Origin of the sequence: Amycolatopsis camponoti, from assembly GCF_902497555.1 — a bacterium.
GTDB lineage: Bacteria > Actinomycetota > Actinomycetes > Mycobacteriales > Pseudonocardiaceae > Amycolatopsis > Amycolatopsis camponoti.
Map to the genome: position 1 here is coordinate 3352917 of NZ_CABVGP010000001.1, position 26386 is coordinate 3379302.

The 26386-nt window shown below is 72.0% G+C and carries 27 protein-coding genes; 16 read left to right on the forward strand and 11 right to left on the reverse strand.

Annotated elements, in window-relative coordinates; translation table 11 throughout:
- Nucleotides 1-36: 36 nt before the first annotated feature.
- Both AA23TX_RS15905 and AA23TX_RS15910 read right to left on the reverse strand, forming a co-directional pair.
- Nucleotides 37-681: a cutinase family protein gene (locus tag AA23TX_RS15905; protein WP_155543293.1), complete on the reverse strand. Its 645-nt coding sequence runs from the start codon at nt 679-681 to the stop codon at nt 37-39.
- 136 nt (nt 682-817) lie between these two features.
- A complete protein-coding gene (locus AA23TX_RS15910; RefSeq protein WP_155543294.1) occupies nt 818-1483 on the reverse strand; it encodes a TetR/AcrR family transcriptional regulator in 666 nt (221 codons plus the stop codon).
- 103 nt (nt 1484-1586) lie between these two features.
- On the opposite strand from AA23TX_RS15910, the gene AA23TX_RS15915 reads away from it, so the two are divergent.
- On the forward strand, nt 1587-2720 hold the full coding sequence (locus AA23TX_RS15915) for a PucR family transcriptional regulator (RefSeq protein ID WP_230862514.1): 1134 nt from the start codon (nt 1587-1589) through the stop codon (nt 2718-2720).
- Nucleotides 2721-2723: 3 nt separating this feature from the next.
- On the opposite strand, the gene AA23TX_RS15920 is transcribed toward AA23TX_RS15915, so the two are convergent.
- On the reverse strand, nt 2724-3782 hold the full coding sequence (locus AA23TX_RS15920) for a hypothetical protein (protein WP_155543295.1): 1059 nt from the start codon (nt 3780-3782) through the stop codon (nt 2724-2726).
- A 49-nt stretch (nt 3783-3831) separates the two neighbouring features.
- Nucleotides 3832-4686 (reverse strand): SDR family oxidoreductase, encoded by an 855-nt coding sequence (locus AA23TX_RS15925; protein ID WP_155543296.1) that lies wholly within the window; start codon nt 4684-4686, stop codon nt 3832-3834.
- Nucleotides 4687-4804: 118 nt separating this feature from the next.
- Between AA23TX_RS15925 and AA23TX_RS15930 the strand changes: the two genes are divergently transcribed.
- The 8 genes from AA23TX_RS15930 to fgd all read left to right on the forward strand — a co-directional run bounded on the left by AA23TX_RS15930 (nt 4805) and on the right by fgd (nt 11481).
- Nucleotides 4805-5209: a winged helix-turn-helix transcriptional regulator gene (locus AA23TX_RS15930; protein WP_155543297.1), complete on the forward strand. Its 405-nt coding sequence runs from the start codon at nt 4805-4807 to the stop codon at nt 5207-5209.
- Nucleotides 5210-5454: 245 nt separating this feature from the next.
- Nucleotides 5455-6222, forward strand: a complete 768-nt coding sequence (locus tag AA23TX_RS15935; protein ID WP_155543298.1) for an SDR family oxidoreductase — start codon at nt 5455-5457, stop codon at nt 6220-6222.
- Nucleotides 6219-7097, forward strand: a complete 879-nt coding sequence (locus AA23TX_RS15940; RefSeq protein ID WP_155543299.1) for an SDR family oxidoreductase — start codon at nt 6219-6221, stop codon at nt 7095-7097. Before AA23TX_RS15935 ends, AA23TX_RS15940 begins: the two co-directional genes overlap by 4 nt.
- Nucleotides 7097-7837, forward strand: coding sequence for an enoyl-CoA hydratase family protein (locus AA23TX_RS15945; protein ID WP_155543300.1), 741 nt, complete (start codon nt 7097-7099; stop codon nt 7835-7837). The genes AA23TX_RS15940 and AA23TX_RS15945 overlap by 1 nt, the downstream gene beginning before the upstream one ends.
- Nucleotides 7827-8690: a CoA transferase subunit A gene (locus AA23TX_RS15950; RefSeq protein ID WP_155543301.1), complete on the forward strand. Its 864-nt coding sequence runs from the start codon at nt 7827-7829 to the stop codon at nt 8688-8690. The genes AA23TX_RS15945 and AA23TX_RS15950 overlap by 11 nt, the downstream gene beginning before the upstream one ends.
- Nucleotides 8687-9418, forward strand: coding sequence for a CoA-transferase subunit beta (locus AA23TX_RS15955; RefSeq protein ID WP_155543302.1), 732 nt, complete (start codon nt 8687-8689; stop codon nt 9416-9418). Before AA23TX_RS15950 ends, AA23TX_RS15955 begins: the two co-directional genes overlap by 4 nt.
- Nucleotides 9415-10470: an NAD(P)H-dependent flavin oxidoreductase gene (locus AA23TX_RS15960; protein ID WP_155543303.1), complete on the forward strand. Its 1056-nt coding sequence runs from the start codon at nt 9415-9417 to the stop codon at nt 10468-10470. The genes AA23TX_RS15955 and AA23TX_RS15960 overlap by 4 nt, the downstream gene beginning before the upstream one ends.
- A gap of 6 nt (nt 10471-10476) precedes the next feature.
- Nucleotides 10477-11481 carry a glucose-6-phosphate dehydrogenase (coenzyme-F420) gene (gene fgd, locus AA23TX_RS15965; RefSeq protein WP_155544474.1) on the forward strand — a complete coding sequence of 335 codons (1005 nt, stop codon included), beginning with the start codon at nt 10477-10479 and terminating at the stop codon, nt 11479-11481.
- A 54-nt stretch (nt 11482-11535) separates the two neighbouring features.
- Here the strand turns inward: fgd and AA23TX_RS15970 are convergent, their stop codons facing one another.
- Genes AA23TX_RS15970 through AA23TX_RS15980 form a run of 3 tightly spaced genes read right to left on the reverse strand, consistent with a single transcriptional unit; the run spans nt 11536 to nt 14611 of the window.
- On the reverse strand, nt 11536-12690 hold the full coding sequence (locus tag AA23TX_RS15970) for an acetyl-CoA C-acetyltransferase (RefSeq protein WP_155543304.1): 1155 nt from the start codon (nt 12688-12690) through the stop codon (nt 11536-11538).
- A gap of 8 nt (nt 12691-12698) precedes the next feature.
- Nucleotides 12699-13469, reverse strand: coding sequence for an SDR family oxidoreductase (locus tag AA23TX_RS15975; RefSeq protein ID WP_155543305.1), 771 nt, complete (start codon nt 13467-13469; stop codon nt 12699-12701).
- Nucleotides 13466-14611 (reverse strand): acyl-CoA dehydrogenase family protein, encoded by a 1146-nt coding sequence (locus AA23TX_RS15980; RefSeq protein WP_155543306.1) that lies wholly within the window; start codon nt 14609-14611, stop codon nt 13466-13468. Before AA23TX_RS15980 ends, AA23TX_RS15975 begins: the two co-directional genes overlap by 4 nt.
- A gap of 82 nt (nt 14612-14693) precedes the next feature.
- Between AA23TX_RS15980 and AA23TX_RS15985 the strand changes: the two genes are divergently transcribed.
- The 5 genes from AA23TX_RS15985 to AA23TX_RS16005 are packed head-to-tail and all read left to right on the forward strand — an operon-like array spanning nt 14694 to nt 20164.
- Complete coding sequence (locus AA23TX_RS15985; RefSeq protein ID WP_155543307.1) at nt 14694-16226, forward strand: FadD3 family acyl-CoA ligase; 1533 nt, start codon at nt 14694-14696, stop codon at nt 16224-16226.
- Nucleotides 16223-17068 (forward strand): enoyl-CoA hydratase, encoded by an 846-nt coding sequence (locus AA23TX_RS15990; protein ID WP_155543308.1) that lies wholly within the window; start codon nt 16223-16225, stop codon nt 17066-17068. Before AA23TX_RS15985 ends, AA23TX_RS15990 begins: the two co-directional genes overlap by 4 nt.
- The gene (locus tag AA23TX_RS15995; RefSeq protein ID WP_155543309.1) at nt 17068-18198 is read left to right on the forward strand and encodes an acyl-CoA dehydrogenase family protein; all 1131 of its coding nucleotides are present in this window, start codon (nt 17068-17070) and stop codon (nt 18196-18198) included. Before AA23TX_RS15990 ends, AA23TX_RS15995 begins: the two co-directional genes overlap by 1 nt.
- Nucleotides 18195-19130 carry an acyl-CoA dehydrogenase family protein gene (locus AA23TX_RS16000; RefSeq protein WP_155543310.1) on the forward strand — a complete coding sequence of 312 codons (936 nt, stop codon included), beginning with the start codon at nt 18195-18197 and terminating at the stop codon, nt 19128-19130. The genes AA23TX_RS15995 and AA23TX_RS16000 overlap by 4 nt, the downstream gene beginning before the upstream one ends.
- Nucleotides 19127-20164, forward strand: a complete 1038-nt coding sequence (locus AA23TX_RS16005; protein WP_196425341.1) for an acyl-CoA dehydrogenase family protein — start codon at nt 19127-19129, stop codon at nt 20162-20164. Before AA23TX_RS16000 ends, AA23TX_RS16005 begins: the two co-directional genes overlap by 4 nt.
- On the opposite strand, the gene AA23TX_RS16010 is transcribed toward AA23TX_RS16005, so the two are convergent.
- From AA23TX_RS16010 to AA23TX_RS16020, 3 genes are all read right to left on the reverse strand, one after another.
- A complete protein-coding gene (locus AA23TX_RS16010) occupies nt 20161-21975 on the reverse strand; it encodes a flavin-containing monooxygenase (RefSeq protein ID WP_155543311.1) in 1815 nt (604 codons plus the stop codon). The genes AA23TX_RS16005 and AA23TX_RS16010 overlap by 4 nt on opposite strands.
- Before the next feature lie 87 nt (nt 21976-22062).
- The gene (locus AA23TX_RS16015) at nt 22063-23235 is read right to left on the reverse strand and encodes a GAF domain-containing protein (RefSeq protein ID WP_230862515.1); all 1173 of its coding nucleotides are present in this window, start codon (nt 23233-23235) and stop codon (nt 22063-22065) included.
- Between the two features lie 163 nt (nt 23236-23398).
- Entirely contained in the window at nt 23399-24142 is a 744-nt protein-coding gene (locus tag AA23TX_RS16020; RefSeq protein WP_155543312.1) for a sigma-70 family RNA polymerase sigma factor, read from the reverse strand.
- A 95-nt stretch (nt 24143-24237) separates the two neighbouring features.
- Here AA23TX_RS16020 and AA23TX_RS16025 point away from each other — a divergent pair, with 95 nt between their 5' ends.
- Both AA23TX_RS16025 and AA23TX_RS16030 read left to right on the forward strand, forming a co-directional pair.
- Nucleotides 24238-24918, forward strand: coding sequence for a TetR/AcrR family transcriptional regulator (locus tag AA23TX_RS16025; protein WP_155543313.1), 681 nt, complete (start codon nt 24238-24240; stop codon nt 24916-24918).
- A 78-nt stretch (nt 24919-24996) separates the two neighbouring features.
- Entirely contained in the window at nt 24997-25986 is a 990-nt protein-coding gene (locus AA23TX_RS16030; RefSeq protein WP_155543314.1) for a TerC family protein, read from the forward strand.
- On the opposite strand, the gene AA23TX_RS16035 is transcribed toward AA23TX_RS16030, so the two are convergent.
- Entirely contained in the window at nt 25966-26382 is a 417-nt protein-coding gene (locus AA23TX_RS16035; protein WP_155543315.1) for a VOC family protein, read from the reverse strand. The two genes, AA23TX_RS16030 and AA23TX_RS16035, sit on opposite strands and share 21 nt — an antisense overlap.
- Nucleotides 26383-26386 lie beyond the last annotated feature (4 nt).

Consider the following 26386-nt stretch of genomic DNA (forward strand, 5'->3'; position numbering starts at 1 on the left):
GGGGAAGTCCCTCGTTGTGCCGTTCACGGATCGGGGTCAGACCTTGCTCGCGGCGAACGCGGCCGCGTCGGCGGCGTTCCCGCCGTAGCTCAGGTGGGCCAGGAAGTTCGCGCCGCCGGGCTGGCAGACCGGGTCGCCGTCGGCGCAGTAGTCCTTGGTGCGGCTCTGGTACGGGCCGGTCACCTGCCGGCCGATCGCGCGGATCGGGTTGCCGAACAGCAGCACCGCCGCGATCCGCGGGGCCAGCTCGGCCGGGATGGTCGCGACGATCGGGCCGCCGACGACCGCGCCGTCGCTGCTGACGCCGAGCGAGTTGTCGACGACGTTGGCGCCCTGGGAGTAGCCGACCAGCACGAACCGCTGCTGCGGACAGGCCGCGGCCTGCGCCCGCACGTGGTTCACCAGGTCGGTGTTGCCCTTCTGCACCGACGCGGGCTCGCCGAGGTCGGCCGGGTAGTCGACGCGGTAGCCGCTGAGCGACCGCGGCCGCAGCTGGTTCTGCACCGCCTGGTAGACGGGGTCGCCGACGATGAGGCCGAGGGTGCCGGGCTCGAACGTGCCGCGGGCGACCGGCACGTCGATGTCGGTGCAGGGCGCGGCCGACGCCGCCGGTGCGGTGGCGACGGCGAATCCGACGGCGGCGAGGCCGACCGTAACGGCGGCGGAAAGCAGACGGCTCATGGCTGATCTCACCTCTGGGTGCGGAGAAAACCGGAATGTCCGCAAACGCTTTCCCGAAAAGCGGGCAAAGGCAAGAAGAGATTTGTTCAGGGAAGCGGAATTGTCCGGCCGGTGACAATCAGTCCGATGTGGACACTCAGGTGGCGCACGGCCCGGCGCCGACCCGGTCCAGCAGCGCGGGGTCGAGACCGCGCAGGGCGGCCATGACGAACCCGGTGGCCAGCTCGCCCGCCGCGATCGGGTCGACGCCGGGGGAGTGGGAGACGTGCATCGCGGCCCGGCCGACCAGGCCGACCATCATCGCGGCGAGCAGGTCCGCGCCGGGCCCCGGCGTGCGGCCGTGAGCGCGCAGGTGCTCCCGGATCCGGTCGACGACGTGCGTGGTGACGGTGTCGGCGAGGGCGCGGCGCTCGTTCGACATCTCGTCGACGGCCGAGTCGAACAGCATCCGGAAGCCGGCCGGGTGGGCGCTCGCGTAGCTGAACATGGCCATCACGGCCAGCCGGACGCGTTCTTCGAGCGGGCTCGTGTCCGCCGTTTCGTAGGCGGTGAGCACCCAGTTCCGCACCGCGGCGACCTCCCGCGTCACGGTGGCGCGGAAAAGCGCCGCTTTGTCGCCGAAATGCGCGTACAGCGTCGGCTTCGTGGAGTCGGCGCGTTCCGCGATCAGGCCCATGGTCGCCTGCGCGTAACCGCGTTCGGCGAACACCGCGCGGGCGGCGTCGAGCAGTTCGCCGTCGGTGGGCCGGGCGGCCGGGCTCCGGCGGGTGCTGGATCGATCAGGGGAACTCGGCCGGCTCATAGCGGTGTACTGTACGGTCTCGCTGCTTTACCGCTCGGTAAAGCTCACCCGCCCCCGTGGAGGGAACCTGGTGTCCGGCGACGGTGCTCGGCAGCGAATCCCGGTGACGCAAGAGGTGTTCGGGCGCACGGAACTGGCCGCGCTCATGCGGCCGGCGATACCGGCGCTGGTGGACTGGATCGTGCGGGAGGTGTGGCGCGAGGTCCCGGTGTACGCCCGGCACGGCAACGTGACCCGCCACGGCGTCGAGTGCGCGGTGGTCCTCTTCGTCGATCTGGTCGCGGATCCGCTGGCTCCCCGGGACCGGCTGTACGAGACCTGCCGCCGCCTCGGCGCGGGCGAGGCGTACGAAGGCCGCAGCCTGGACGACCTCCAGGTGGCGTACCGGGTCGGCACGCGTGCGGGCTGGCGCTGGATCATGCGCCTGGGTCGCCGGCACCGGCTGTCGTCGGCGGTGATGGCGCGCCTGGCGGAAATGCTGTTCGGGTACGCGGACGAGCTGGCGCGGATGTCGATCCGCGGGCACCGCGAGGCACAGGGGGAGCTCGACGGCACGCGCGAGGCCCTGCGGCGGCGCCTGGTGCGGCTGGTGACCGGCCCGGTGGCGGTGACGGACGCGGTCCTCGCCGAACTCGCGGCGGCGGCCGGCTGGCCGGTACCCGGCGAGGTGGCGGCCGTCGTGCTCGAGTCGGCGGTGGAGCCGTCGTGGGGTCCCGAGGTGCTGGCCGACCTCGAGTCGTCGCAGCCTTACCTGGTCGTGCCGGCCCCGGTGGACGCGAGGTTCCTCGCCGCGCTCGGCGTCCGGGTCGCGGTGGGCCCGCCGGTTTCCCCTACGGCCGCGGCGCATTCCCTGCGCTGGGCGCGGACGACGGTGCGGCTGGTGGGCGACGGTGCGCTGCCGGACGCGCCGGTGACGTGGTGCGCGGCGCACCTGACGACGTTGTGGCTGCTCTGCGACTCGCCCCTCACCGACCAGGTGGCCCGGCAGGAGCTGGCCCCGCTGACGCGGTTCCCGGACCGCACGCGCCGGCGGCTCGGCGAGACTTTGCTGTCGTGGCTGGAGAACGGCGGCAACTCGGAGAAGATCGCGGTGGACCTTTCGGTGCACCCGCAGACCGTGCGGTACCGCGTGCGTCAGCTGAAGCAGGCGTTCGGGGAACGACTGGAGGATCCGGAGGCGCGCTTCGCCATGCAGGCGGCGTTGCGCGCTTCGGCCCTGCGCTCCCGGGGCGCGTGACCGTCAGGTCGAGCGGAAGAGCAGCAAGCCGTTCACGCTCAACGTGCACGCGGCCGCCGGTCCGCCGGTGGCCACCGGGCGCGTGAGCCGGATTCCCGGCGCTCCGGCCCCCAGGGTGTGGCTGTCCGGCGTGCCCCACCCGGCCGGGTCGACCGGGTCCGGTGTGCCGGGCGCGAGCAGGGTCAGGTGGAGGGGCACGGACAAGGCCGGTTCGGTGTGGACCGTCACGGTCACGTCCTGGACGCCCGGCCGGGCGGACGGCACGGCGTCCCACGACACCGACAGCGGCCCGAATCTCGTCGGTCCGGGCCCGGGCGGGCGGATCTCCAGCCGGCCGGTGGTGACCAGGCGATCGCCGGAGTCGGCCTCTTCGGGTTCGAGGAAGTCCAGGGCGGGCTCCGGGACGCGGCCGGCGCCGAGGGCCTCGCCGAGGTCGCGGGCTTCGGCGAGCAGCCCGAGAGCGAGGTCCGACACCTCCGACGCCGCGTCGAGCAGCTCGTCCGCCAGCTCGTCGACCCGCTCCTCGCGCCGCGACCGGAAGCCCGCCCGGCCGGACTTCGCGAGCCGCTCCCGGGCGCGCTCGTAGACCCCGGGGCCGACCAGCGGCATCGTGGCGAGCAGCGCTTCGAGCGCGGATCTGCCGAGCAGCCGCCACGCGATCAGCCCCGTCTCCGTCCGGCCCAAGGCGATGGCGCACAGCACCAGGTACCGCTCGGCCACCGCGATCTGCAGCGGGGACCGGGCCGAGGCGCTCGCGTCCCGGAACAGGTCGCGCGCGCGGACCAGCTCGTCGGCCCGCACGCGCGGGTCGACGGTCGCGCCGGCGTCGAGCAGGGTGCGCTGCCCGGCGCCGATCGCGGCCGCATACCGCTGCTCCAACACCTCGTCGAGGCGGCTCTCGATCCCGGTGAGCTTCTCGGCGAGCCGGTCCTCGCTCGCCGAGAGCGCGCCGACCAGCTCGGCGGACAGGCTGCCGAGCTCCTGGTTGCCGGTGAGGGCGCCGATCAGGCCGGAAATTCCGTACTTCGCGGCGATCATCGTGATCGCGGTCAGCGGCTCCACCCGGCACAGCCTAAGGACCCCGGCGGACGTTGTCCCCGGAGCCGTCAGCTCAGCCCTTGACCAGCGCGGTGACGGCTTCGGTCAGCGACGTCGTCGGGCGGCCGATGAGGCGGCTCAGGTCGCCGGACGTCGAGGCCAGCTCGCCTTCGGCGATGCCGCGGTCGGCGTCGACCAGCATGGCCGCGACCGGTTCGGGCAGGCCCGCGCCGACGAGGAGCTGCCGGTGCTGCTCGGCCGGCAGGTCCTGGTAGGTGACCGGGGTGCCCGACACGGCCGTGATGGTCGCGGCGAGGTCGGCGTAGCCGAACGGCTCGTCGCCGGCCAGCTCGTACACGCGGCCCTCGTGGCCTTCGCCGGTCAGGACCTCGACAGCGGCCGCCGCGAAGTCGGCCCGCGGGACCGCGCCCAGCTTGCCGTCGCCGGCGCTGCCCGCGAAGGACCCGGACGCGAGCGCCTGGGCGATCGTCTGCGCGTAGTTCTCGGTGTACCAGCCGTTGCGCAGGAAGGTGAACGGCAGGCCCGAGGCGCGGATGGCTTCCTCGGTGGCCTTGTGGTCCGGGGCGACGAACAGCTTCGTCGTGTCGGCGGCCAGGACGCTCGTGTAGGCGAGGTGGCCGGCCCCGGCCTCGCGCGCGGCCGCGATGACGGCTTCGTGCTGGGCCAGCCGCTGCCCCGGCGTGCTGCTGGAGATCAGCAGCACCTTGTCGGCGCCCGCGAACGCAGCGGCGAGGCTCGCCGGGTCGTCGTAGTCGGCGCGGCGAACCTGCACGCCACGCGTGGCGAACTCGGCGGCCTTCGCCGGATCGCGCACGGCCGCGACGATCTCGGCGGGCGCGACCTTCTCCAGGAGGCCTTCCACGACCAGGCGGCCGAGCTGGCCGGTGGCACCGGTGACCACGATCATCTGCTGCTCCTCGCTCTCGATGTGCTTACCCTCAGACTGTACTAACTTTTCGAAAGTGCAAACTCTTGGTGAGCTTCCTCACCTGGGTCTTCGTCGCCGGCGAGGTACCGTTGAGGGCATGAGCGAGGCGCCGGAATGGCTGGACGAGCACGGGCAGGTGCTGTTCGACGTGTTCGCCCAGGCGTGCACGTCCCGGGCGACGCTCGAGCACATCACCGGCCGGTGGGGGATCCTGGCGATGGCCGCCCTCCACGACGGCACGCTCCGCTTCAACGCGTTGCGCCGCAGGGTGTCGGGCGTGAGCGAGAAGATGCTCGCCCAGACCCTGCAGGCCCTCGAGCGCGACGGCTTCGTGCACCGCGAGGCCCAGCCGACGATCCCGCCGAAGGTGGAGTACAGCTTGACCCCGCGCGGCCGCCGCACGGCGGCACTGCTGCTGGCACTGATCGAGGACGTCGAGGGGCAGATGCCCGAGGTGATGGCGGCCAACGCGGAGTACGACGCCGCGAAGCGCGATTCGTAATGCGTTCCAGGGTGTGTATCGAAGTCGGCGTCGATGTCCGGCTTGGACTGCTGGGGCGTGGTCGTGAGTGAGAAACAGTGTTCTAACCCTGTTTCTCACTCACGACCGTCGGGGACTCGAGAGCCGGGCCGCGGTTGCCGAACGGTTCTGACCGACTTCGATACAGGCCCTGGTCGGTCCGGGGCTCATCGATCCCGGCCGGGCGCGCCTTGCCCAAAGTTGGAACGTGTTCTAGTTTTGGACACGTGACGACCGATCTCGGCCTGACGGGCACCGTGGTGCTGGTGACCGGCGGCGTTCGCGGCGTGGGCCGCGGCATCGCCGACGTCTTCCTCGCCCAGGGCGCCCACGTCGTGGTCTGCGCGCGCCACGAAGCACCGACGGACGCCGAGTTCCACGTCTGTGATGTCCGGGACGAGACGCAGGTCGAAACCTTGGTCCAGCGGATCGTCGCCGACCACGGCCGCCTCGACGTCGTCGTCAACAACGCCGGCGGTGCCCCCCACTCTCCGGCCGCCACCGCCTCGCCCCGGCTGCACGACAAGATCGTCCAGCTGAACCTGCTCGCGCCACTGCTGGTCTCGCAGCACGCCAACGCCGTGATGCAGCGCCAGGACACCGGCGGCTCCATCGTGATGATCTCCAGTGTCAGCGGCACCCGCGCGTCGCCCGGGACCGCCGCCTACGGGGCCGCCAAGGCCGGGCTCGACAACCTCACCGCCAGCCTCGCCGTCGAGTGGGCGCCCAAGGTGCGGGTCAACGCCCTGGACGTCGGCATGGTGCGCACCGAGCAGGCCCACCTGCACTACGGCAGCGAGGCCGCCATCGAAGCCGTCGGCAAGACCGTGCCGCTCGGGCGGCTCGCCGAGCCCAGGGAGGTCGGCGCCTGCGCCGCTTTCCTCGCCTCCGGCCTCGCTTCCTACGTCTCCGGCGCCACCCTGCGCGTCCACGGCGGGGGTGAGGTCCCGGCGTTCCTCGCCGCGGCCGACGTCAACCACCAGGAGGATTCGTGAGCAGGTTGTGCCAGGACCGGGTGGTCGTGGTGACCGGCGCCGGCCGCGGCATCGGGCGCGCCCACGCGCTCGCCTTCGCCGCCGAGGGCGCGCCGGTGGTGGTGAACGACGTCGACGCGGACGCCACCGCCGCGGTCGTCGCCGAGATCGAGGCGCTGGGCGGGCAAGCGGTGGCGAACACCTCCGACGTCGCCGACTGGGCGGGGGCGAAGACCCTCATCGATACCGCGCTGGCGCACTTCGGCCGCTTGGACGTGCTGGTCAACAACGCGGGATTCGTCCGCGACCGGATGCTGGTCAACCTCGGCGAGGACGAGTGGGACGCGGTCGTCCGCGTGCACCTCAAAGGCCACTTCGCCCCGCTGAGGCACGCCGCCGAGCACTGGCGGGCCGAGGCGAAAGCCGGGCACACCCCGAGCGCGCGGGTGATCAACACCAGTTCGGGCGCCGGGTTGCTGGGCAGTGTCGGCCAGGGCAACTACTCGGCCGCGAAGGCGGGTATCGCCGGACTGACCGTCGTGGCGGCGGCCGAGCTGGCGCGCTACGGGGTGACGGTGAACGCGATCGCGCCGGCCGCGCGGACCCGGATGACGGAGGCGGTGTTCGCGTCGATGGCGCGTCCGGACGACGGGTTCGACGCGATGGCGCCGGAGAACGTCTCGCCGCTGGTGGTCTGGCTGGGCAGCGAGGAGTCCGCGCACGTCACCGGCCGCGTCTTCGAAGTCGAGGGCGGCAAGGTGTCGCTCGCCCAGGCGTGGCGCCACGGCCCGGTCGTGGACAAGGGCGGCCGCTGGGACCCGGCCGAACTCGGCCCGGTGGTGAAGGACCTGCTCGAGCGCGCGCCCGAGCCCGAACCGGTCTACGGAGCGAGCTGATGGGCATCCTCACCAAGCGCGACGGCCACGTCGAGGTCGTCACGGTCGACTTCCCGCCGGTCAACGCGCTGCCCGTGCGCGGCTGGTTCGACCTCGCGGACGCGCTGAAGAAGGCCGGCGAAGACCCGGACGTCCACGTCGTCGTGCTCCGCGCGGAAGGCCGGGGCTTCAACGCCGGCGTCGACATCAAGGAGATCCAGCGCAGCGCCGGGTACGACGCGCTCGTCGGGGCGAACAAAGGCTGTTACGCGGCGTTCGGCGCGGTCTACGACTGCGCGGTGCCGGTCGTCGCGGCGGTGCACGGCTTCTGCCTCGGCGGCGGCATCGGGCTGGCCGGCAACGCCGACGTCGTCATCGCCTCCGACGACGCCACCTTCGGCGTCCCGGAGGTCGAACGCGGCGCCCTCGGTGCGGCGACCCACCTGGCCCGGCTGGTTCCGCAGCACCTCATGCGCACCCTCTACTTCACAGCGCGCACCATCACTGCCGCCGAGCTGCACACCCACGGCTCGGTCTACCAGGTCGTGCCGCGCGCGGAGCTGGACGACGCCGCGCTGGCCATCGCCCGCGACATCGCGAAGAAGGACCCGCGGGTGATCCGGGCCGCGAAAGAGGCCCTGAACGGCATCGACACCCAGCAGGTGCACCGCAGCTACCGGTTCGAGCAGGGCTTCACCTTCGAGCTCAACCTGCTCGGCGCGTCCGACGAAGCCCGCGAGGAGTTCTTGAATGGCCGATAAGCGCACGACCGCCGACGAGGTCGCGGCGGAGCTGCGGGACGGCATGACGATCGGCATCGGCGGCTGGGGCTCCCGGCGCAAGCCGATGGCGCTGGTCCGCGCGATCCTCCGCACGTCCGTCAAGGACCTGACCGTGGTCTCCTACGGTGGCCCCGACGTCGGCCTGCTCTGCGCGGCCGGCAAGGTGAAACGCGTCGTGTTCGGGTTCGTCACGCTCGACTCGATCCCGTTCGACCCGTGGTTCGGCCGCGCCCGCGAGACCGGCGCGATCGCCGTCACCGAGTACGACGAGGGCATGTTCGGCGCGGCGCTTTCGGCCGCGGCGCAACGGCTTCCGTTCCTCCCGATGCGCGCGGGGCTCGGCTCGGAGGTGATGCGCGCGAACCCGGACCTGCGCACCGTGCGCTCGCCGTACGCCGACGGCGAGGAGCTGGTCGCGGTGCCGGCGCGGCACCTCGACGTCGCGCTCGTGCACCTCAACCGCGCCGACGCCCGCGGCAACGCCCAGTACCTCGGCCCGGACCCCTACTTCGACGACCTGTTCTGCCTGGCCGCGGAAAAGCGGTTCGTGTCGGTGGAGAAGGTCGTCGACACGCCCGAGCTGATGGCGGGCGGGCCGGTGCAGTCGCTGCTGCTCAACCGGGGCGCGGTCGACGGCGTCGTCGAGGCGCCGCGCGGCGCGCACTTCACCACGGCCGTGCCGGACTACGGCCGGGACGAGCGCTTCCAGCGTCACTACGCCGCCTGTGCCAAGGATCCCGGCGCGTGGCCGGGATTCGTGGACCGGTTCCTCTCCGGCGACGAACGCACCTATCTGTCCGAAGTGGACAAGTTCGAGGCGGAGGCGGCATGAGCGCGACCCGGGCCGAGATCGCGGTGGTGGCGATGGCCGAGGTGTTCCGCGGCGACGGCGAGATCGTCGTCAGCCCGATGGGCCTGCTGCCACAGCTCGGCGCGAAGCTCGCGCGGCTGACGTTCGAACCCGATCTGCTGATGTCCGACGGCGAGGCCTACCTGGTCACCACGGACGGCGTCGTCGAGGGATGGCAGCCGTTCCGGAAGATGCTCGACACGATCGTGCCGCACGGCCGCCGGCACGTCGTCATGGGCGCCAACCAGATCGACCGGTACGGCAACCAGAACATCTCCGCCATCGGCGACCACGCGCGGCCGAAGAAGCAGCTCCTGGGCGTGCGGGGCGCGCCGGGCAACACCGTCAACCACCGCACCAGCTACTGGGTGCCGCGGCACAGCGCCCGAGTTTTCGTGGACACCGTGGACGTCGTTTCGGGCGTGGGCTACGACAACGCGGCCAAGGCGGGCCCGTCGGCGGAGAAGTTCCACGACGTGTACCGCGTGGTCACGAACCTCGGCGTCTTCGACTTCGGTGGTCCCGAGCACGCGATGCGGGCGGTGTCGCTGCACCCCGGCGTCACCGCCGACGAGGTCGCGGCGGCGACCACGTTCGAGATCGACTTCGGCGGCGCCGGGACCAGCCGCGAGCCGACCGACGACGAGCTGCGGCTCATCCGCGAGGTCGTGGACCCGAAGAGCTTGCGCGACAAGGAAGTCCCGGCGTGAAGACGGCGCTGACCCGGCTCGTCGGCGTCGAGCACCCGGTCGTGCAGACCGGGATGGGCTGGGTCGCCGGCCCGCGGCTCGTCTCGGCGACCGCCGAGGCGGGCGCGCTCGGCATCCTCGCGTCGGCCACGATGACCTTCGGCGAGCTGGAAGCGGCGATCGCCGAAGTCAAGAAGCGCACGGAGAAGCCGTTCGGGGTCAACCTCCGCGCCGACGCGGCCGACGCCGGTGACCGCGTCGACCTGCTGATCCGCGAGGGCGTCAAGGTGGCGTCGTTCGCGCTCGCGCCGCGCAAGGAGATGATCGCCAAGCTGCGGGACCACGGGATCGTCGTCATCCCGTCGATCGGCGCCGCGCGGCACGCCGAGAAGGTCGCCGCGTGGGGCGCCGACGCCGTCATCGTCCAGGGCGGTGAGGGCGGCGGGCACACCGGGGGAGTGGCCACCACGCTGCTGCTGCCGTCGGTGCTGGACGTCGTCGACATCCCGGTCGTCGCCGCCGGCGGGTTCTTCGACGGCCGCGGCCTGGCGGCGGCGCTGGCCTACGGCGCGGCCGGGGTGGCGATGGGCACCCGGTTCCTGCTGAGCAAGGAGAGCACGGTCCCCGACGACGTCAAGCGCGTGTACCTCGAGCAGGGTCTCACCGGGACGGTCGTCACCCGGCGCGTCGACGGGATGCCGCACCGGGTCCTGCGCACCGATCTCGTCGAGAAGCTCGAACGCACCGGGCGCCTGCGCGGCCTCGCGCAGGCCGCGCGGAACGCCCTGCGCTTCCGGAATATCACCGGACTGTCCCCGGTTGCCATGGTCAAAGAAGGCCTTGCGATGAAGCACGGCAACGATCTGACCTGGAGTCAGCTGGTCATGGCGGCCAACACCCCGATGCTGTTGCGGGCGGGGCTGGTCGAAGGCCGGACGGACGCCGGAGTGCTAGCGTCGGGACAGGTGGTGGGCATGATCCACGACTTGCCCACGGTGGCCGGGATCGTCGAGGGCACAGTGGCCGAGGCAGGTGAGATTCTCCACCGTCTTGGCCGGCAAACGGGAGGATGAGTGAGCGTGGCGCTCAAGGTCGGTTATAAGGCGTCGGCGGAGCAGTTCGGGCCGCGGGACCTGGTCGAGTACGCGGTGCGTGCCGAAGAGGTCGGCCTCGACTCGGTCTGGGTGTCGGACCACTTCCTGCCGTGGCGGCACGAGGGTGGCCACGCGCCGTGGGCGCTGGCCTGGATGCCGGCGGTGGCCGAGCGGACGAAGCGGGTGCAGATCGGCACGAGCGTGCTGACCCCGACGTTCCGGTACAACCCGGCCGTGATCGCGCAGGCGTTCGCGACGATGTCGCTGCTGTCGAACGGCCGCGTGATCCTCGGCGTGGGGTCGGGCGAGGCGCTGAACGAGATCGCCGTTTCGGGGCGCGAGTGGCCGGAGTTCAAGGAGCGCTTCGCGCGGCTGCGTGAGTCGATCAAGCTGATCCGCGAGCTGTGGACCAGCGACAACGTGAACTTCAAGGGCGACTACTACGAGCTGGTCGACGCGAAGATCTACGACCGCCCGGAGCAGCCGGTGCCGGTGTACATCGCCGCGGGCGGCCCGGTGGTGGCCAAGTACGCGGGCCGCGCGGGCGACGGGTTCATCTGCACGTCCGGCAAGGGCATGGACCTCTACACCGAGAAGCTGATGCCCGCGGTCCAGGAAGGCGCCGAGGCGGCCGGGAAGTCGCTCGAGGACGTCGACCGGACGATCGAGATCAAGCTGTCGTACGACCGCGACCACGAGAAGGCGCTGGAGAACACGCGGTTCTGGGCGCCGCTGTCGCTGTCGGCGGAGCAGAAGCACAGCGTGACCTCGGCCGAGGAGATGGAACGGCTGGCCGACGAGCTGCCGATCGAGCAGGTCGCCAAGCGCTGGATCGTGGCGTCGGACCCGGACGAGGCCGTGGCGCAGATCAAGCCGTACCTGGACGCGGGGTTGAACCACCTGGTCTTCCACGGCCCGGGCCACGACCAGGAGCGCTTCCTGAGCCAGTTCTCCGAGGACGTGCTGCCGAAGCTGCGCGCCCTCGGCTGAGCATCGGCGCAAGTGGTCGTGAGTGAGAAACAGCGTTAGAACACTGTTTCTCACTCACGACAGGCGTTCGATGATGGTGACGTTGGCGGTGCCGCCGCCTTCGCACATCGTCTGCAACCCGTAACGCCCCTCGCGGCGCTCCAGCTCGTGCAGGAGCGTCGCGAGGAGCTTCGTCCCGGTCGCCCCGATGGGGTGGCCGAGGGCGATGCCTCCGCCGTTGACGTTCACCCGCGAGGGGTCCGCGCCCGTTTCGTCCAGCCACGCCAGCACCACGCTCGCGAACGCCTCGTTGACCTCGAACAGGTCGATGTCCTCGATCGCGAGCCCGGTCTTCCGGAGCGCGTGGGACGTCGCCGGGATCGGGCCGGTCAGCATCCACACCGGGTCCGCCGCGCGGACCGACAAGTGGTGGATGCGGGCCCGTGGCGTCAGGTTGTGCTCCTTCACGAACGCCTCCGACGCCACCAGCGCCGCACTCGCGCCGTCGGAGATCTGGCTGGCCACCGCCGCCGTCAGACGGGACTCCGGGGCGAGCGGCTTCAGGCCGCGCATCCGCTCCAACGACGTGTCCCGGCGTGGCCCTTCGTCCTGCTCGAAGCCGTCGACCGGCGCGATTTCCGCGTCGAACCTCCCGGAGTCGATGGCGGAGAGGGCCCGCTGGTGGCTGCGGAACGCGTACTCCTCCATCGCTTCCCGGCTGATGTCCCAGTGCGAAGCGATCATGTCGGCGCTGCGGAACTGCGACACATCGACACTGCCGTAGCGCTCCTGCCAGCCCTTCGAGCCGGAAAACGGATCGTCGAAGCCGTACTCGCGCCCGGCGAGCATCGCCGCGCTGATCGGGATGCGGCTCATGTTCTGCACACCGCCGGCCAGCACCAGGTCCTGCGTCCCCGACATGACCGCCTGCGCGGCGAAGTGGACAGCCTGCTGGCTCGACCCGCACTGCCGGTCGATCGTCACCCCGGGCACGTGGTCCGGGAACCCGGCGGCCAGCCACGCCGTCCGCGCGATGTTGCCCGACTGCGGGCCCAGGGTGTCCGTGCAGCCGAGGATGACGTCGTCGACGAGGTCCGGGTCGACGCCCGCGCGCTCGACGACCGCGCGGATGACGTGCGCGCCGAGGTCGGCGGAGTGCCACCCGGACAGCGCGCCGCCGCGCCGGCCGACCGGGGTGCGGACCGCGTCGAGGAGGAAGGCTTCGGGCACGGGAGCTCCTAGGGGTGCTGGCTGGAGACGGAGACGACTTCGCCGGTGAGGTAGCTCGCGTAGTCGCTGGCGAGGAAGACCATGACGTTGGCCACCTCCCACGGCTCGGCGGCGCGGCCGAACGCCTCGCGTCGGGTGAGGTCTTCGAGGAGTTCGTCGCTGGTCACCTTGGCCAGGAAGGGATGCATGGCCAGGCTCGGGGCGACGGCGTTGATCCGGACGCCGTGGCCGGCCGCGTCCAGCGCCGAACACCGGGTCAGCGCCATGACGCCGGCCTTGGCGGCGGCGTAGTGCGCCTGCCCGGCTTGGGCGCGCCAGCCGATGACCGACGCGTTGTTGACGATCGCCCCGCCGCCGCCCTGGGCGACGAACTGCCGCAGCGCCGCGCGCGTGCACCGGAAAGTCCCGGTGAGCGTGATGTCCAGAACGCGGGACCACTCGTCGTCGGCCATGTCCAGCACGGACTTCGTGCCGCCCAGCCCGGCGTTGTTCACCATGACGTCGAGGCGTCCGAAGTGGCCGACCGCGCTGTCGATGAGGGCCTGGACCTGCTCTTCCTTCGTGACGTCGCAGGGAATCGCGTGCACCTTGCCGAGTTCGGCCAGCTCGGCCGCCTTCTCACCGAGCCGTCGTTCGTGCCAATCCGAGATGACGACGCTCGCGCCCTCTTCCAGGCAGCGGCGAGCCACGGCCGAGCCGATACCGGTGCCGGCCGCGGCGGTGACCACGACGACCTTCCCGGACAGCAGGTCGTGGCCGGTCGGGTACTGGGGGATCACGGGCGTGCCTCCCTCGGCAGGCCGAGCACGCGCTCGGCGATGATGTTCCGCTCGATCTCGTCCGACCCGCCGTAGATGGTGTCGGCGCGGGTGAACAGGTAGAGCCGCTGGGCGTCGTCCAGCTCGGCGCCGTCCGCGGTCAGGGACCGGGCGCCGCGGGCGCGCATCGCCAGCTCACCGAGCCCGCGGTGCCACTGCGCCCACAGCAGCTTCCCGACGGCGACCTCCGGCCCGGCCGGGCGGCCGAGCGTCCGCAGCGCGTGCGCGCGCAGGACCCGCAGGCCGATCCGGGCGCGGGTGAGGTCGGTGCGCAGCAGCGGGTCGTCGTAGGTGCCGAGCCGCTTCGCTTCGGCGACGATGTCGTCGAGTTCGCGGCGGAAGCCGATCTGCTGGCCGAGCGTCGAGACGCCGCGTTCGAAGCCGAGGGTGGCCATCGCGATCCGCCAGCCCTCGCCGGGCTCGCCGACGACCAGCTCGGCCGACGTGCGGGCGTCGTCGAAGAAGACTTCGTTGAACTCAGACGTGCCGGTCAGCTGCTGGATCGGCCGCACGGTGACGCCGTCCTGGCGCAGCGGCACCAGGAGGTAGGAGAGGCCGTGGTGGCGCTGCGACCCCGGTTCGGTGCGGGCCACGACAAAGCACCAGTCGGCTACGTGGGCCAGGGACGTCCAGATCTTCTGGCCGTTGATCACCCAGTCGCCGTCGCGCCGGACAGCCGACGTCGAGACGGCGGCGAGGTCGGAGCCGGCGCCGGGCTCGGAGTAGCCCTGGCACCACAGCTCCTCGACGGCGACGATCTTCGGCAGGAACCGTTTCCGCTGTTCGGGCGAGCCGAAGGCGATGAGGGTCGGGCCGAGCAGCTGCTCGCCGATGTGGTTGACGCGCGCGGGCGCGCCGGACGCCGCGTACTCCTCGTGGAAGGCGACCTGCTCGTCGAGGGACAAGCCGCGCCCGCCGTGCTCGACCGGCCAGCCGACGCACGTCCAGCCCGCGGCGGCCAGGTGGCGTTCCCAGGCCAGGCGCAGGTCGAACGCCTCGTGCTCGCGTCCCGGCCCGCCGAGACCGCGCACCGCGGCGAACTCGCCGGTCAGGTTGTCCGCGAGCCAGCCCGCGACCTCGCGGCGGAATCGCGTCGGTTCCACGCACGCCTCCTTGCTGCCGGGCCGGTCCGGCACCTAGGCTAATGAGAACACGTTCTAGTTTGCCGGTCCAGAGGAGGGTGTGGTGGGTCAGACCACGATCCCGGCCGTCGTCCGCGATGCCGCCGCGAAGTTCGGGTCGTCCGAGGCACTGGTCGACGGGGCGCTCCGGCTCGGTTTCGACGACCTTCTGGAACGTGTTCAGTCGGTCGCGCGGGCCTTCCTCGCCCGCGGTCTCCGGCCCGGCGACCGCGTCGCGATCATCCTCCCGAACACCCACCACTGGGTGCTCACGGCGCTGGGCGCGCTCTACGCGGGCGCGACCCTGGTGCCGGTCAACACCCGGTTCACCGCCGCCGAGACCGTGGACCTGCTGGTCCGCAGCCGGGCGAAAGCCCTGGTCGTCGCGGCCGACTTCCTCGGCACCGACCGCCACGCGGCGATCGTCGCGACCGGCGCGGACCTGCCCGGCCTCGGCACGGTCGTCCGGGTCGCCCTGGAACAGCCCCACCGGCCGGTCGGAGACGCGCTCGGCTGGGACGAGTTCCTGGATCTCGCCGAGCGCGTGCCCCTCGCGGAAGCCGAGGCGCGCGCGGACGCGGTCGAGCCGGACGACGTGAGCGACATCCTGTTCACCTCCGGCACGACCGGCCGCTCGAAGGGCGTGCTGTCGGCCCACCGGCAGGTCGTCGGCGTCGCCGCGGCCTGGGCGGAGTGCGGCCGGGTCACCGCCGGCGACCGGTACCTGGTGATCAACCCGTTCTTCCACAGCTTCGGCTACAAGGCCGGGATCGTCGTCGGCCTGCTGACCGGCGCGACCCTCGTGCCGCAGGCCGTGTTCGACGTGCGTGCCGCGCTGGACCTGATCGAGAAGGAGCGGATCTCGGTGCTGCCGGGCGCGCCGACGATCTTCCAGTCCCTGCTGCACGAGTCCGGACGCGGCGACCTGTCCTCCCTGCGGCTCGCGGTCACCGGCGCCGCCGACGTGCCGGCGTCGCTGGTCCGGCGCATGCGCTCCGAGCTGGGCTTCGACGTCGTCCTCACCGCGTACGGTCTCACCGAAGCCGTGGTCGTGACGATGTGCCGCCCGGGCGACGACGCCGAGCTGGTCGCGAAGACGTCCGGCCGCGCGACCGCCGGGTTCGAGGTCGGGATCCACGGCTCGCCGGGCGAAGTGGTCCTGCGGGGACCGAACGTGATGCTCGGTTACCTCGACGACCCCGAAGCGACCGCGAAAGCCGTCGACGAGGACGGCTGGCTGCACACCGGCGACGTCGGCGAGCTGGACGACGCGGGGAACCTCACCCTCACCGGCCGGCTCAAGGACATGTACATCTGCGGTGGCTTCAACGTCTACCCGGCCGAGGTCGAGCACGCGCTCACCGAACTGGACGGCGTCCGCGACGTCGCCGTGACCGGCGTCCCGGACGAGCGGCTCGGCGAGGTCGGCCGGGCCTTCGTCGTCGGCGCCGGCCTCACCGAAGCCGACGTGCTCGCCTTCTGCCGCGAACGGCTCGCCAACTACAAGACCCCGCGGTCCGTCGTGTTCCTCGACGCGCTGCCCCGCAACGCTTCCGGCAAGGTGCTGAAGCGGCTGCTCAGTGAGGAGACGAAATGAGCGAGGACGTCGTCCGCTACGAGCGCCGCGGGCCGGTCGCCGTGGTCACGATGAACCGGCCCGAGTACCGCAACGCCCAGAACTCGGCGATGACCTACGCCCTCGACGACGCTTTCGCGCGCGCCGTGAACGACGCCGAAGTCAAGGTGATCGTGCTGGCGGGGGCGGGCAAGCACTTCTCCGCCGGGCACGACATCGGCACCCCCGGCCGGGACGTGGACCAGACGTTCGACCGGCGTTCGGTGCTGTGGTGGGACCACACCGACCGGGCCGGCGGCGACCAGCGGTTCGCCCGCGAGTCCGAGGTCTACCTGGGCATGTGCCGGCGGTGGCGGGAGATCCCCAAGCCGATGATCGCGAGCGTCCAGGGTGCCTGCATCGCGGGCGGGCTGATGCTCGCGTGGGTCTGCGACCTGATCGTGGCCTCCGACGACGCGTTCTTCGCCGACCCGGTGGTACGCATGGGCATTCCGGGCGTCGAGTACTTCGCGCACCCGTGGGTGCTCGGGCCTCGCGCGGCGAAGGAAGTCCTGTTCACCGGCGAGCGCTTCACCGTCCAGCAGGCCAAGGAATGGGGGATGATCACCCGGATCGTCCCGCGTGCGGAGCTGGAACAGCACACCCTCGAACTCGCGGAGAAGATCGGCGAGATGCCCCAGTTCGGCCTTGCCCTGGCGAAGAAAGCCGTCAACCAGGCCGAAGACCTGATGGGCCTGCGGTCCGGAATGGACTCCGTGTTCGGGCTCCACCACCTGGCGCACGCCCACAACGCGGAGACGTCCGAAGACTCGCTCGGCGGGCAGTCCGCGCGGTCCATGCGCGACGCGAACAAGGGGTCCTGATGGACCTCGACATCGACGAGGTGTCGGAGACCTTCCGGGCCGAGGCGCGCGAATGGCTGGCTTCGCATGTGCGGACGCTGCCGTCGATGGACACCGCCGAAGGGTTCGAGGCGCACCGTGAGTGGGAGGCCGAACTCGCGGAAGCGCGGTGGTCGGTCGTTTCGTGGCCACGCGAGTACCACGGCCGGGACGCGTCGATGCTGCAGTGGCTGCTGTTCGAGGAGGAGTACTACGCCTCCGGTGCGCCTGGCCGGGTGAGCCAGAACGGCATCTTCATGCTCGGGCCGACGCTGTTCGCCCACGGCACGCAGGAGCAGCGTGACCGGGTCTTGCCCGCGATGGCGACGGGCGAGCAGGTGTGGGCGCAGGCGTGGTCGGAACCCGAGGCGGGCAGCGACATCGCGGCGTTGCGCAGCACGGCGGCGCGGACCGACGGCGGCTGGCTGCTGTCCGGGCAGAAGACGTGGAGTTCGCGGGCGTCCTTCGCCGACCGCGCGTTCGGGCTGTTCCGGACCGACCCGGAAGCGCAACGCCACCACGGGCTGACGTACTTCATGGCCGACCTGCGCGCCGAGGGCGTGACGGTCCGGCCGATCCCGCAGCTGGACGGCGAACCCGGCTTCGCGGAGATCTTCTTCGACGACGTCTTCGTGCCCGACGAAGACGTGATCGGCGAGGTCGGGCAGGGCTGGCGCGTCGCGATGACGACCGCCAACAACGAACGTGGACTGTCTCTGCGCAGCCCCGGCCGGTTCCTCGCCGCGGCCGCCCGCCTCGTGGACCTGTGGCGTTCGCAGGACTCGCCACTGTCCACCCGGGACCGGGTCGCCGAAGCCTGGATCGGTGCCCGCGCCTACCAGCTCTACACCTACGGCACGGTGAGCCGCCTCGCCGACGGCGGTGAGCTGGGCCCGGAGTCCAGCGTGAACAAGCTGTTCTGGTCGCACCTGGACGTCGACCTCCACGAGACGGCCCTGGACGTGCTCGGCCCGGCCGCCGAGACGAACCGGGACTGGGTGGACGGCTACCTGTTCTCCCTCGCCGGGCCGATCTACGGCGGTACCGACCAGATCCAGCGCAACACGATCGCCGAACGGCTGCTGAAACTGCCGAGGGAGCCGCGCCGATGAAGTTCCAGCTGTCGCCGGAGCAGCGCCAGTTCTCCGCGTCGTTGCACGACCTGCTGGGCGGCGCGGACACCGCCGCGGTCGCCCGGGCGTGGGCCGCGGGTTCGCCCGAGCGCGGCCTGAAACTGCTGCGCGCCCTCGCCGACCTCGGTGTCCCCGCGTTGCTCGTCGGCGAAGGCCACGGCGGGCTCGGCGGCACCAGGGTCGACCTGGTCGTCGCCTTCGAAGCACTCGGCTACCACGCGGTGCCCGGCCCGCTGGTCGAGACGGCCGCCGTGGCCCCCGCGGTGCTGACCGGCGACCGGCTGGCCGCGCTCGCCGGCGGCGACCTCCTGGCCACGGTCGTCGCGCCGCCCGAAGTGCCGCTCGCCCTGGACGCGGACGTCGCCGGGGTGGTGCTCGACCTCGACGAAGGGGAGGTCTCCGACGTCGGGATCGACCTCGTGCGGTCGGTCGACCCGGCCCGGCGGCTGTTCCGGATCACCGGGACCACCCGGACCACGGCGGCCGATCCGGCGGCGTTCGACCTGGGTGTCCTGGCCGTCTCCGCCCAGCTGCTCGGGGCGGGCCAGTGGCTCCTCGACGCCTCGGTCGCCTACGCCAAGCAGCGCAGCCAGTACGGCCGCGCCATCGGCGAGTACCAGGCGGTCAAGCACCTGCTGGCCGACGTCGTGACGCAGCTCGAACTCGCCCGGCCGCTGCTCTACGGCGCGGCCGTCGCCGGCGAGACGTTCACCCGGGACGTCTCGGCGGCGAAGGTCATGGCCGGCGACGCCGCGTACCTCGCCGCGCGCACGGCCCTGCAGGTGCACGGCGCCATCGGCTACACCGCCGAACACGACCTCGGCCTGCGGCTGACGAAGGTGCGGGCCCTGGCCGGCGCCTGGGGAACCGGGGCGTTCCACCGTGAGCGCGTCCTGGCCGGTCTGCGATGACCGATCCGCTGGAGACCGAGGAAGCCCAGGCGCTGCGGGACGCCGTGCGCTCGCTGCTGACCCGCCGGTCGGGGCCGGAGGCGGTGCGGGCGGCGATGGAGTCGCCGCTCGGGTACGACGACAAGCTCTGGTCGACGCTGTGTGAGCAGATCGGCGTCGCCGCCCTCACGATCCCCGAGCACTACGGCGGCGCGGGCGCCGGCTTGGCCGAGGCGTGCGTGGTCCTGGCGGAGCTCGGCGCCGCGCTCACGCCCGCCCCGATGCTCGGCTCCGCTGTGCTGTGCGGAGAAGCGTTGCTGCGCGGCGGAAACGACGAGGCCTGCGAACGGCTGCTGCCGGGCATCGCCGCGGGCACGACCCTCGCGGCGCTGGCCTGGTCCGACGAAGCCTGGTCACCGGGCTTGACCGCGTCGGACACCGGCCTCGACGGCCGGGCCCACTACGTCCTCGACGGCGACCTCGCCGACGTCCTCCTGGCCGTGGCCAGGACGGACGACGGCCTCGGCTTGTTCGAAGTCCCGCTGGACGGCGTCCGCCGCGAGCGCGTCACCACACTGGACCCGACCCGCCGGCTGGCGGTGGTGGAGTGCGCGTCGACCCCGGCGCGGCGCCTCGACGTCACCGGCTTCGACCTGCGGAAACTGCGCGACACGGCGGTGGTCGCCGTCGCCGCCGAACAGGTCGGCGCGGCGGCCCGCGCGCTGGAGCTGACGGTGGAGTACACGAAGCAACGCAAGCAGTTCGGCCGGCCGATCGGGTCGTTCCAGGCGCTGAAGCACCGGATGGCCGACGTGCACGTCCACGTCGAAGCGGCCCGCTCGGCGCTGTACGCGGCCCTAGTGGACGGCGACGCCGAAGCCGTGACGACCGCGAAAGTCGTTTGCGGCGAAGCGTTTTCCCATGCGGCGGCGGAGATGATCCAGCTGCACGGCGGCATCGCGATCACCTGGGAGCACGACGCCCACCTGTACTTCAAGCGCGCCCACGGGACCGCCCTCCTGTTCGGCGACCCCGCGAGCGCGCTGTCGTCCTAGACCAGGTGATGCCGCTCCTGCAGCCCGTAGACCGGCGTCGGGATGCCCTCCGCGCGAGCCTTCAGCTGCAGGGCCAGGTAGAGCGAGTAGTGCCGTGACTGGTGCAGGTTGCCGCCGTGGAACCAGAGCCCGTCCTGCTGGGTGGGCTTCCACATGTTCCGCTGCTCGCCCTCCCACGGGCCGGGGTCCTTCGTCGTGTCCGAGCCCAGGCCCCACACCTTGCCGACCTTGTCCGCGACCTCCTGGCTGATCAGGTCCGCCGCCCAGCCGTTCATCGAGCCGTACCCGGTCGCGTAGACGACGAGGTCGGCCTCCAGCTCGGTGCCGTCGTCGAGCCGCACGGACGTCTCGGTCAGCTCGGTGACCTGACCGTGGGCGAGCTTGACGTCGCCGTTCGCCACCAGGTCCGCCGCGCCGACGTCGATGTAGTAGCCCGAGCCGCGGCGCAGGTACTTCATGAAGAGGCCGGAGTCGTCGTCACCCCAGTCGTGCCGGAAGCCCGCGCCTTCGAGCCGGTCGTAGAACTCCTGGTCGCGCTCCTTGATCGCCGCGTACACCGGCTGCTGGAAGGTGTGCATGATCCGGTAGGGGAGCGACGCGAACGTCAGGTCCGCCTTCTGCGTCGTCATCCCGGCGGCCAGCGCGCGTTCCGAGTAGAGGTCGCCGAGCCCGAGGTCCATCAGGGAGTCCGACCTGACGATGTGCGTCGAGCTGCGCTGGATCATGGTGACGTCGGCGCCGGCTTCCCACAGCGCGCCGCAGATGTCGAACGCCGAGTTGTTGGAGCCGACGATCACGGCTTTCTTGCCGCGGTAGGCGTCCGGGCCGGGGTGCTGCGAGCTGTGGTGCTGCTCGCCGCGAAAGAGATCCTGTCCCGGCAACGAAGGAACGTTCGGCTTGCCCGACATGCCGGTCGCCAATACCAGCTGCTTCGGCTTGAGGACGACTTCTTCGCCGTCGCGGTCCAGGACGACCGTCCATTCCTTCGCTTCATCGTCGTAGGAGGCGCTCTTGCAGGTCGTCGACGACCAGTAGTTCACCTCCATGACCTTCGTGTACATCTCGAGCCAGTCGGCGATCTTGTCCTTCGGCGCGAACACCGGCCAGGTGCGCGGGAAGTCGAGGTAGGGCAGGTGGTCGTACCAGACGGGGTCGTGCAGGCACAGCGACTTGTACCGGCCGCGCCACTGGTCGCCGGGCCGCGCGTACCGGTCGACGACGACGTGGTCCACGCCGAGCTGGCGCAGCCGGGCCCCGAGCGCGATCCCGCCCTGCCCGCCGCCGATGACGACGACGTACGGCTGCCGCGTCGTGCCCAGTTCGTCCGCTTCCGCCTGCCGTGCTTCGGACCACGTGACGCGTTCGCGGTTGACGCCGTGCTCCGCGCCCTTCGGCCGGGTCGTGCCGAGCGGCTCCTCGTGGCCCTTCAGCTCGTAGAGCGTCGTGAGGAACGTGAACGCGCCTTCGTCGTTGAGCCGCAGGTGTCCGCGGCCGCGGCCGGCCGCCGTCTCGAACCCGATCCACGCCTCGACGATCCCGTTCGCTTCGGTCGGCTCCTCGCTGGCGTGGAAGCCGTGGGCATCGGCGGTGTCCATGGTGCCCAGGAGGAGATCCTTGACGCCGTCACGGTTTTCGACGGTCTTGAGGTTCCAGGTGAAGGCGATGAGGTCGCGCCAGAACGACGTCGTGGCGAACAGGGCCGCGGCCCGGTCGGCGTCCCGGGCCGCGAGCGCGGCCTCGAAGCCGGCGAGCCAGTCTTCGACGCGCTGCCGGGCACCGACGGCCGCGGCCGGTTCGAGGGTCTGGGTCATGAGCGGACCTCCCGTCGGGCACCGTCTTCGTCGGCGGCGCGTTCAGAGCAGCCAACCCCGGCGGGCCGGGTCCGCGAAAGGGTTGCCCTAGGGTTGCATCAGCACGACTTCGACGCCGGGTGCGATCCGGTACGGCCGGGCGAGCAGCAGGCCGCCGACCAGCTTGCGCAGCCGCGACAGCTCCGCGCGGACGGTCACCAGGTGCGTGCGGTCGCCGTAGAGCGTCTCCGACAGCTGCGCCGCCGACACCCCGGCCGGGCCGGCGGTCGCGATCAGCCGCAGCAGGTCCGCCTGCCGCCGGCCCAGCGGGTGCGTCCACCGGGCCGAGCCTTCGACGGTGGCGCGCGGCGGGTCGAGTTCGAGGGTGAGCCGCAGGGTTTCGCGGCGGCTCGGCCGCAGCAGCCACCCGCCGGGCACCGGCTCGGGCTCGCACGCGCCGACCCCGCGGACCGCGACGGGGACGCCGTGCCGGGGTGCGGCGACGCGGTCGATCCCGGAGACGCCGCGCTGGGCGGCGACCCAGCCGTGGTCGTCGACGACGAGGCCGGTGGTGCTCAACAGGGGGCCGGACAGCCGGCGCAACGCCTCGAGCCGGATCTCGTGCCGCTGGCGCAGGACGGCCTCGGCCAGCCGTACCGACGTCCCGACCAGGGCGACGGTCATCGGGTGGACGGTCTCGGCCGGGCCGCTGACGTCGACGATCCCCAGCAGCTCGCCGGTCCGCGGGTCGTGCACCGGGTAGGCGGTGCAGGCCCACGAGTGGTGGGAGCGCACGAAGTGCTCGGCGGCGAACATCTGCACCGGGGCGGCCTCGGCCAGCGCCGTCCCGATCGCGTTGCTGCCGATGGCGGGCTCCGACCAGGTGGCACCCTCGGTGAAGCCGAGCGAGTCGGCGCGGTGGCGCACCCCGCGCGCGCCTTCGCGCCAGAGGACGACGCCGTCGGCGTCGGTGACGACCATCAGGTGGTGCGCGTCTTCGGCCACCGACGTCAGCGCGCCCCGGAGTTCGGGGAGGACTTCGCGGAGCCGGGAGCCGGTCCGCCGCCGTTCGACCTCGGCGGCGCCGACCGGATCGGGCGCGGGCGGGCGATCGGGATCGACACCCTGCGCGGCGACCCGCCGCCACGAGCGTTCGACCAGCCGCCGCGGAGCGGTCCGGGGTGCCCGCCCGGCCAGGACGGCATCGTGGATACCGGCGAGCAGCCGGGCGTGCCCGGCGACATCGGTGCCGGGCCGGACCGCGCAGACATCGTCGTCCACCGCCACCTCCTGGGCCGGCTTCACGGTAACCCGGGGGAGTGGGGGCAGGGCAACCTTCACGCAACCTCGGGAGGACCTGCGTACCCGGGCGGACGACTCGCGTGCCTGGGCGGACGACACGCGTGCCCAGGCGGACGACACGGCGGCCGATCCCGCCTGCGGGTCAGCCGGTGAGGCGGGCCGCGGAGCCCGGTAGCTCGCGGTTCGCCTCGTCCAGGCCCGTGGCCACCCTCCGGCACGAGCCGCAGCCCGCGATGTGGTCCGCCACCACGCTCGCGCGGCGCGGGGACAGCGCTCCCCGGACCCACGCGCCCATGCGACGGCGTGGTTCGCGGCAGACCGGCTCCTCCGCATCGGGCACCTGGACCTGCAGGTACGCCTGGCGCAGCCCCTCCCGCGCCCGCATCGCCAGCGCCGACACGCTGTTCGGCGTCAAGCCCAGCAGCGGCGCGGCCTCCGTCGGCGTGTCGCCCTCGGCCTCGGTCCGCCAGAGCACCGTCCGCCACCGGCCCGGCAGCGTGCAGTACGCCGACCACACGAGCTTCTCGTTCGACCGGTGCAGGGCCAGCTCGTCGGCGCCGCTCGACGGCGTCTCGGGGACCGTTTCGCACAGGTCGACCCGGCTGCGCTGCCGGCTCCACCGCGACACCAGGTTCCGCAGCGTCACGACGAGGTAGGGCCGCAGGTCGCCGGCCGGGCCGCCACCGGCGTGGACGACGGCGAGCACCCGCACGAACGTCTCGGCCACCAGGTCGTCGCGCTCCGCGGGCTGCTTCGCCCACGCCGCCGCGGTGCGGCGCAGCGGTTCGGCGTGCCGGCGGAACAGTGCGCCGCCGGCGTCGAGGTCACCGGCGCGGAGGGCGGCGAGCAGCACCGCGTCCGGCGGCTCCTCGTCGGCGTTGCTCATCGACACTCTCCGTGGCCAGGTGGCACCCAAAGTTAGCGGTACGGCAGTGTATGCCACACGGCCCGCCGCGACACTCCACCACTAGAATCCCGCCGATGACATCGACGGACACGCCGCGACCGCCCGACGGCCGGGCCGCGCGGTGGGCCGGCCAGCGCGACCGCCGTCGCAGCGAGTTCGTCGAAGCGGGCCTGCGCGCGATCGCGCGGCACGGACCCGAGGTGTCCACCGAGCAGATCGCCGACGAAGCCGGTGTCGCCCGCACGCGGCTGTACCGCCACTTCGACGGCGCCGCCGACCTGCAGCACGCGATCGCCGTCCGGGTCGCGGAGCTGGTCACCGCGGAGTTCGCGCCGCTGTGGAACCCGAGCGGCACGCCGATGGAGCTGATCCGCGCGGCGATCGGCGCGCACACCCGCTGGCTGGCCGAGCACGGAGCTCTCTACCGCTACCTGACCAAGCACGCGCTGTCGGGCACCCGCGACGTCTTCGCCGACGGCAAGTCCGCGATCGCGCGGCAGCTGACCGTGGTGTTCGAGCACTACCTCGGACTGTTCGGAGTGGACACCCGCGTCTGCGAAGCGGTCGCCTACGGGCTGGTCGGCCTGGTGGAGTCGAGCACCTCGCGCTGGCTGGAGAATCCGCGCGGCGTCGACCGCGCCGAGCTGGCCGCGCTGCTGGCGCACTGGGTCTGGCGGATCGTCGACGACACCCTGCGCGCCGGCGGCCTCGAGCTCGACCCGCACACCGAGCTGGCGGCGGCGCACCTCGGCTGATCCGTCCACTGTGGACTCCTGGTGCGCGTTCGCGGCCCGCGCCCTACGATCGCGGCAGGCACGGGAGCGGGGGAGCGGATGGGCGTCGGCACCTGGGTGGTCACCATCGGCGTCGTGCTGGCGCTGCTCGCGGTCGACCTCGTCGTCGCCGCGCTCCGGCCGCACCGGGTCGGGTTCGGCGAGGCGGTCGCCTGGTCGGTGGGCTACATCCTGGTCGCGGTCGCCTTCGGCGTCTGGCTGACGCTGGCCCACGGCGGTGAGCTCGGCACCGAGTACTTCGCCGGCTACATCGTCGAGAAGAGCCTGTCGGTCGACAACCTGTTCGTGTTCGTGATCATCATGACGACGTTCGCCGTTCCCGAGGAGCACCAGCACAAGGTGCTCACGTTCGGGATCATCCTCGCGCTCGTGATGCGGGCGATCTTCATCCTGGTGGGCGCGACGCTCCTCTCGCTGTTCTCGTTCATGTTCCTGCTCTTCGGGCTGCTGCTGATCTACACCGGCGTGCAGCTGTTCCGGCACCGCGACGCCGACCCCGACATCGAGCACAACGTCGTGGTCCGGACGGCCCGCCGCCTGCTGCCGGTGTCCGACGCCTACGACGGCGGCCGGCTGCTCACCCGGGTCTCCGGCCGCCGGATGGTGACGCCGCTGGTGGTGGTCCTGGTCGCGATCGGCGGCGTCGACCTGCTGTTCGCCCTGGACTCGATCCCGGCGGTCTTCGGCGTCACCGACGAGCCGTACGTCGTGTTCGCCGCGAACGCGTTCGCGCTGCTCGGCCTGCGGGCCCTGTACTTCCTGGTGAAGGGCCTGCTCGACCGGCTCGTGTACCTCTCCGCCGGGCTCGCGGTCATCCTCGCGTTCATCGGGGTGAAGCTGATCCTGCACTGGGCGCACGTCGACATCGATGCCCGCGTCCCGGAGATCGCCACACCGGTGAGCCTCGCGGTGATCATCGGCGTCCTGGCCGTCGTGACGGTCGCCAGCCTGGTCAAGACCCGGCGCGACCCGGCCGCGAAGGCGCACCCGGGATCGTTGCGGGGATCGTCAGACCGCGAAGACCTGTGAGTCGTCGGCGAAGGCCTTGAACTCCAGCGCGTTGCCGGCGGGGTCGAGCAGGAACATCGTCCACTGCTCGCCGGGCTGACCCTCGAAGCGGACGTACGGCTCGATCACGAACTCGGTCCCGGCCGCCCGCAACCGCTCGGCGAGCGCCTTGAACTCGTCGACCTCGAGGATCAGGCCGAAGTGCGGAACCGGCACGTCGTGGCCGTCGACGGGGTTGTGGACGCGCTGGGGCCGTCCGGGCGCCAGGTGCGTCACGAACTGGTGGCCGTGGAAGTTCCAGTCGACCCAGGTGCCGGCGCTGCGGCCCTGGGCGAGGCCGAGGACTTCGCCGTAGAAGCGGCGGGCAGCGGCCAGGTCGTCGACCGGCATGGCGAGGTGGAAGCGGGGGATGATCATGTCT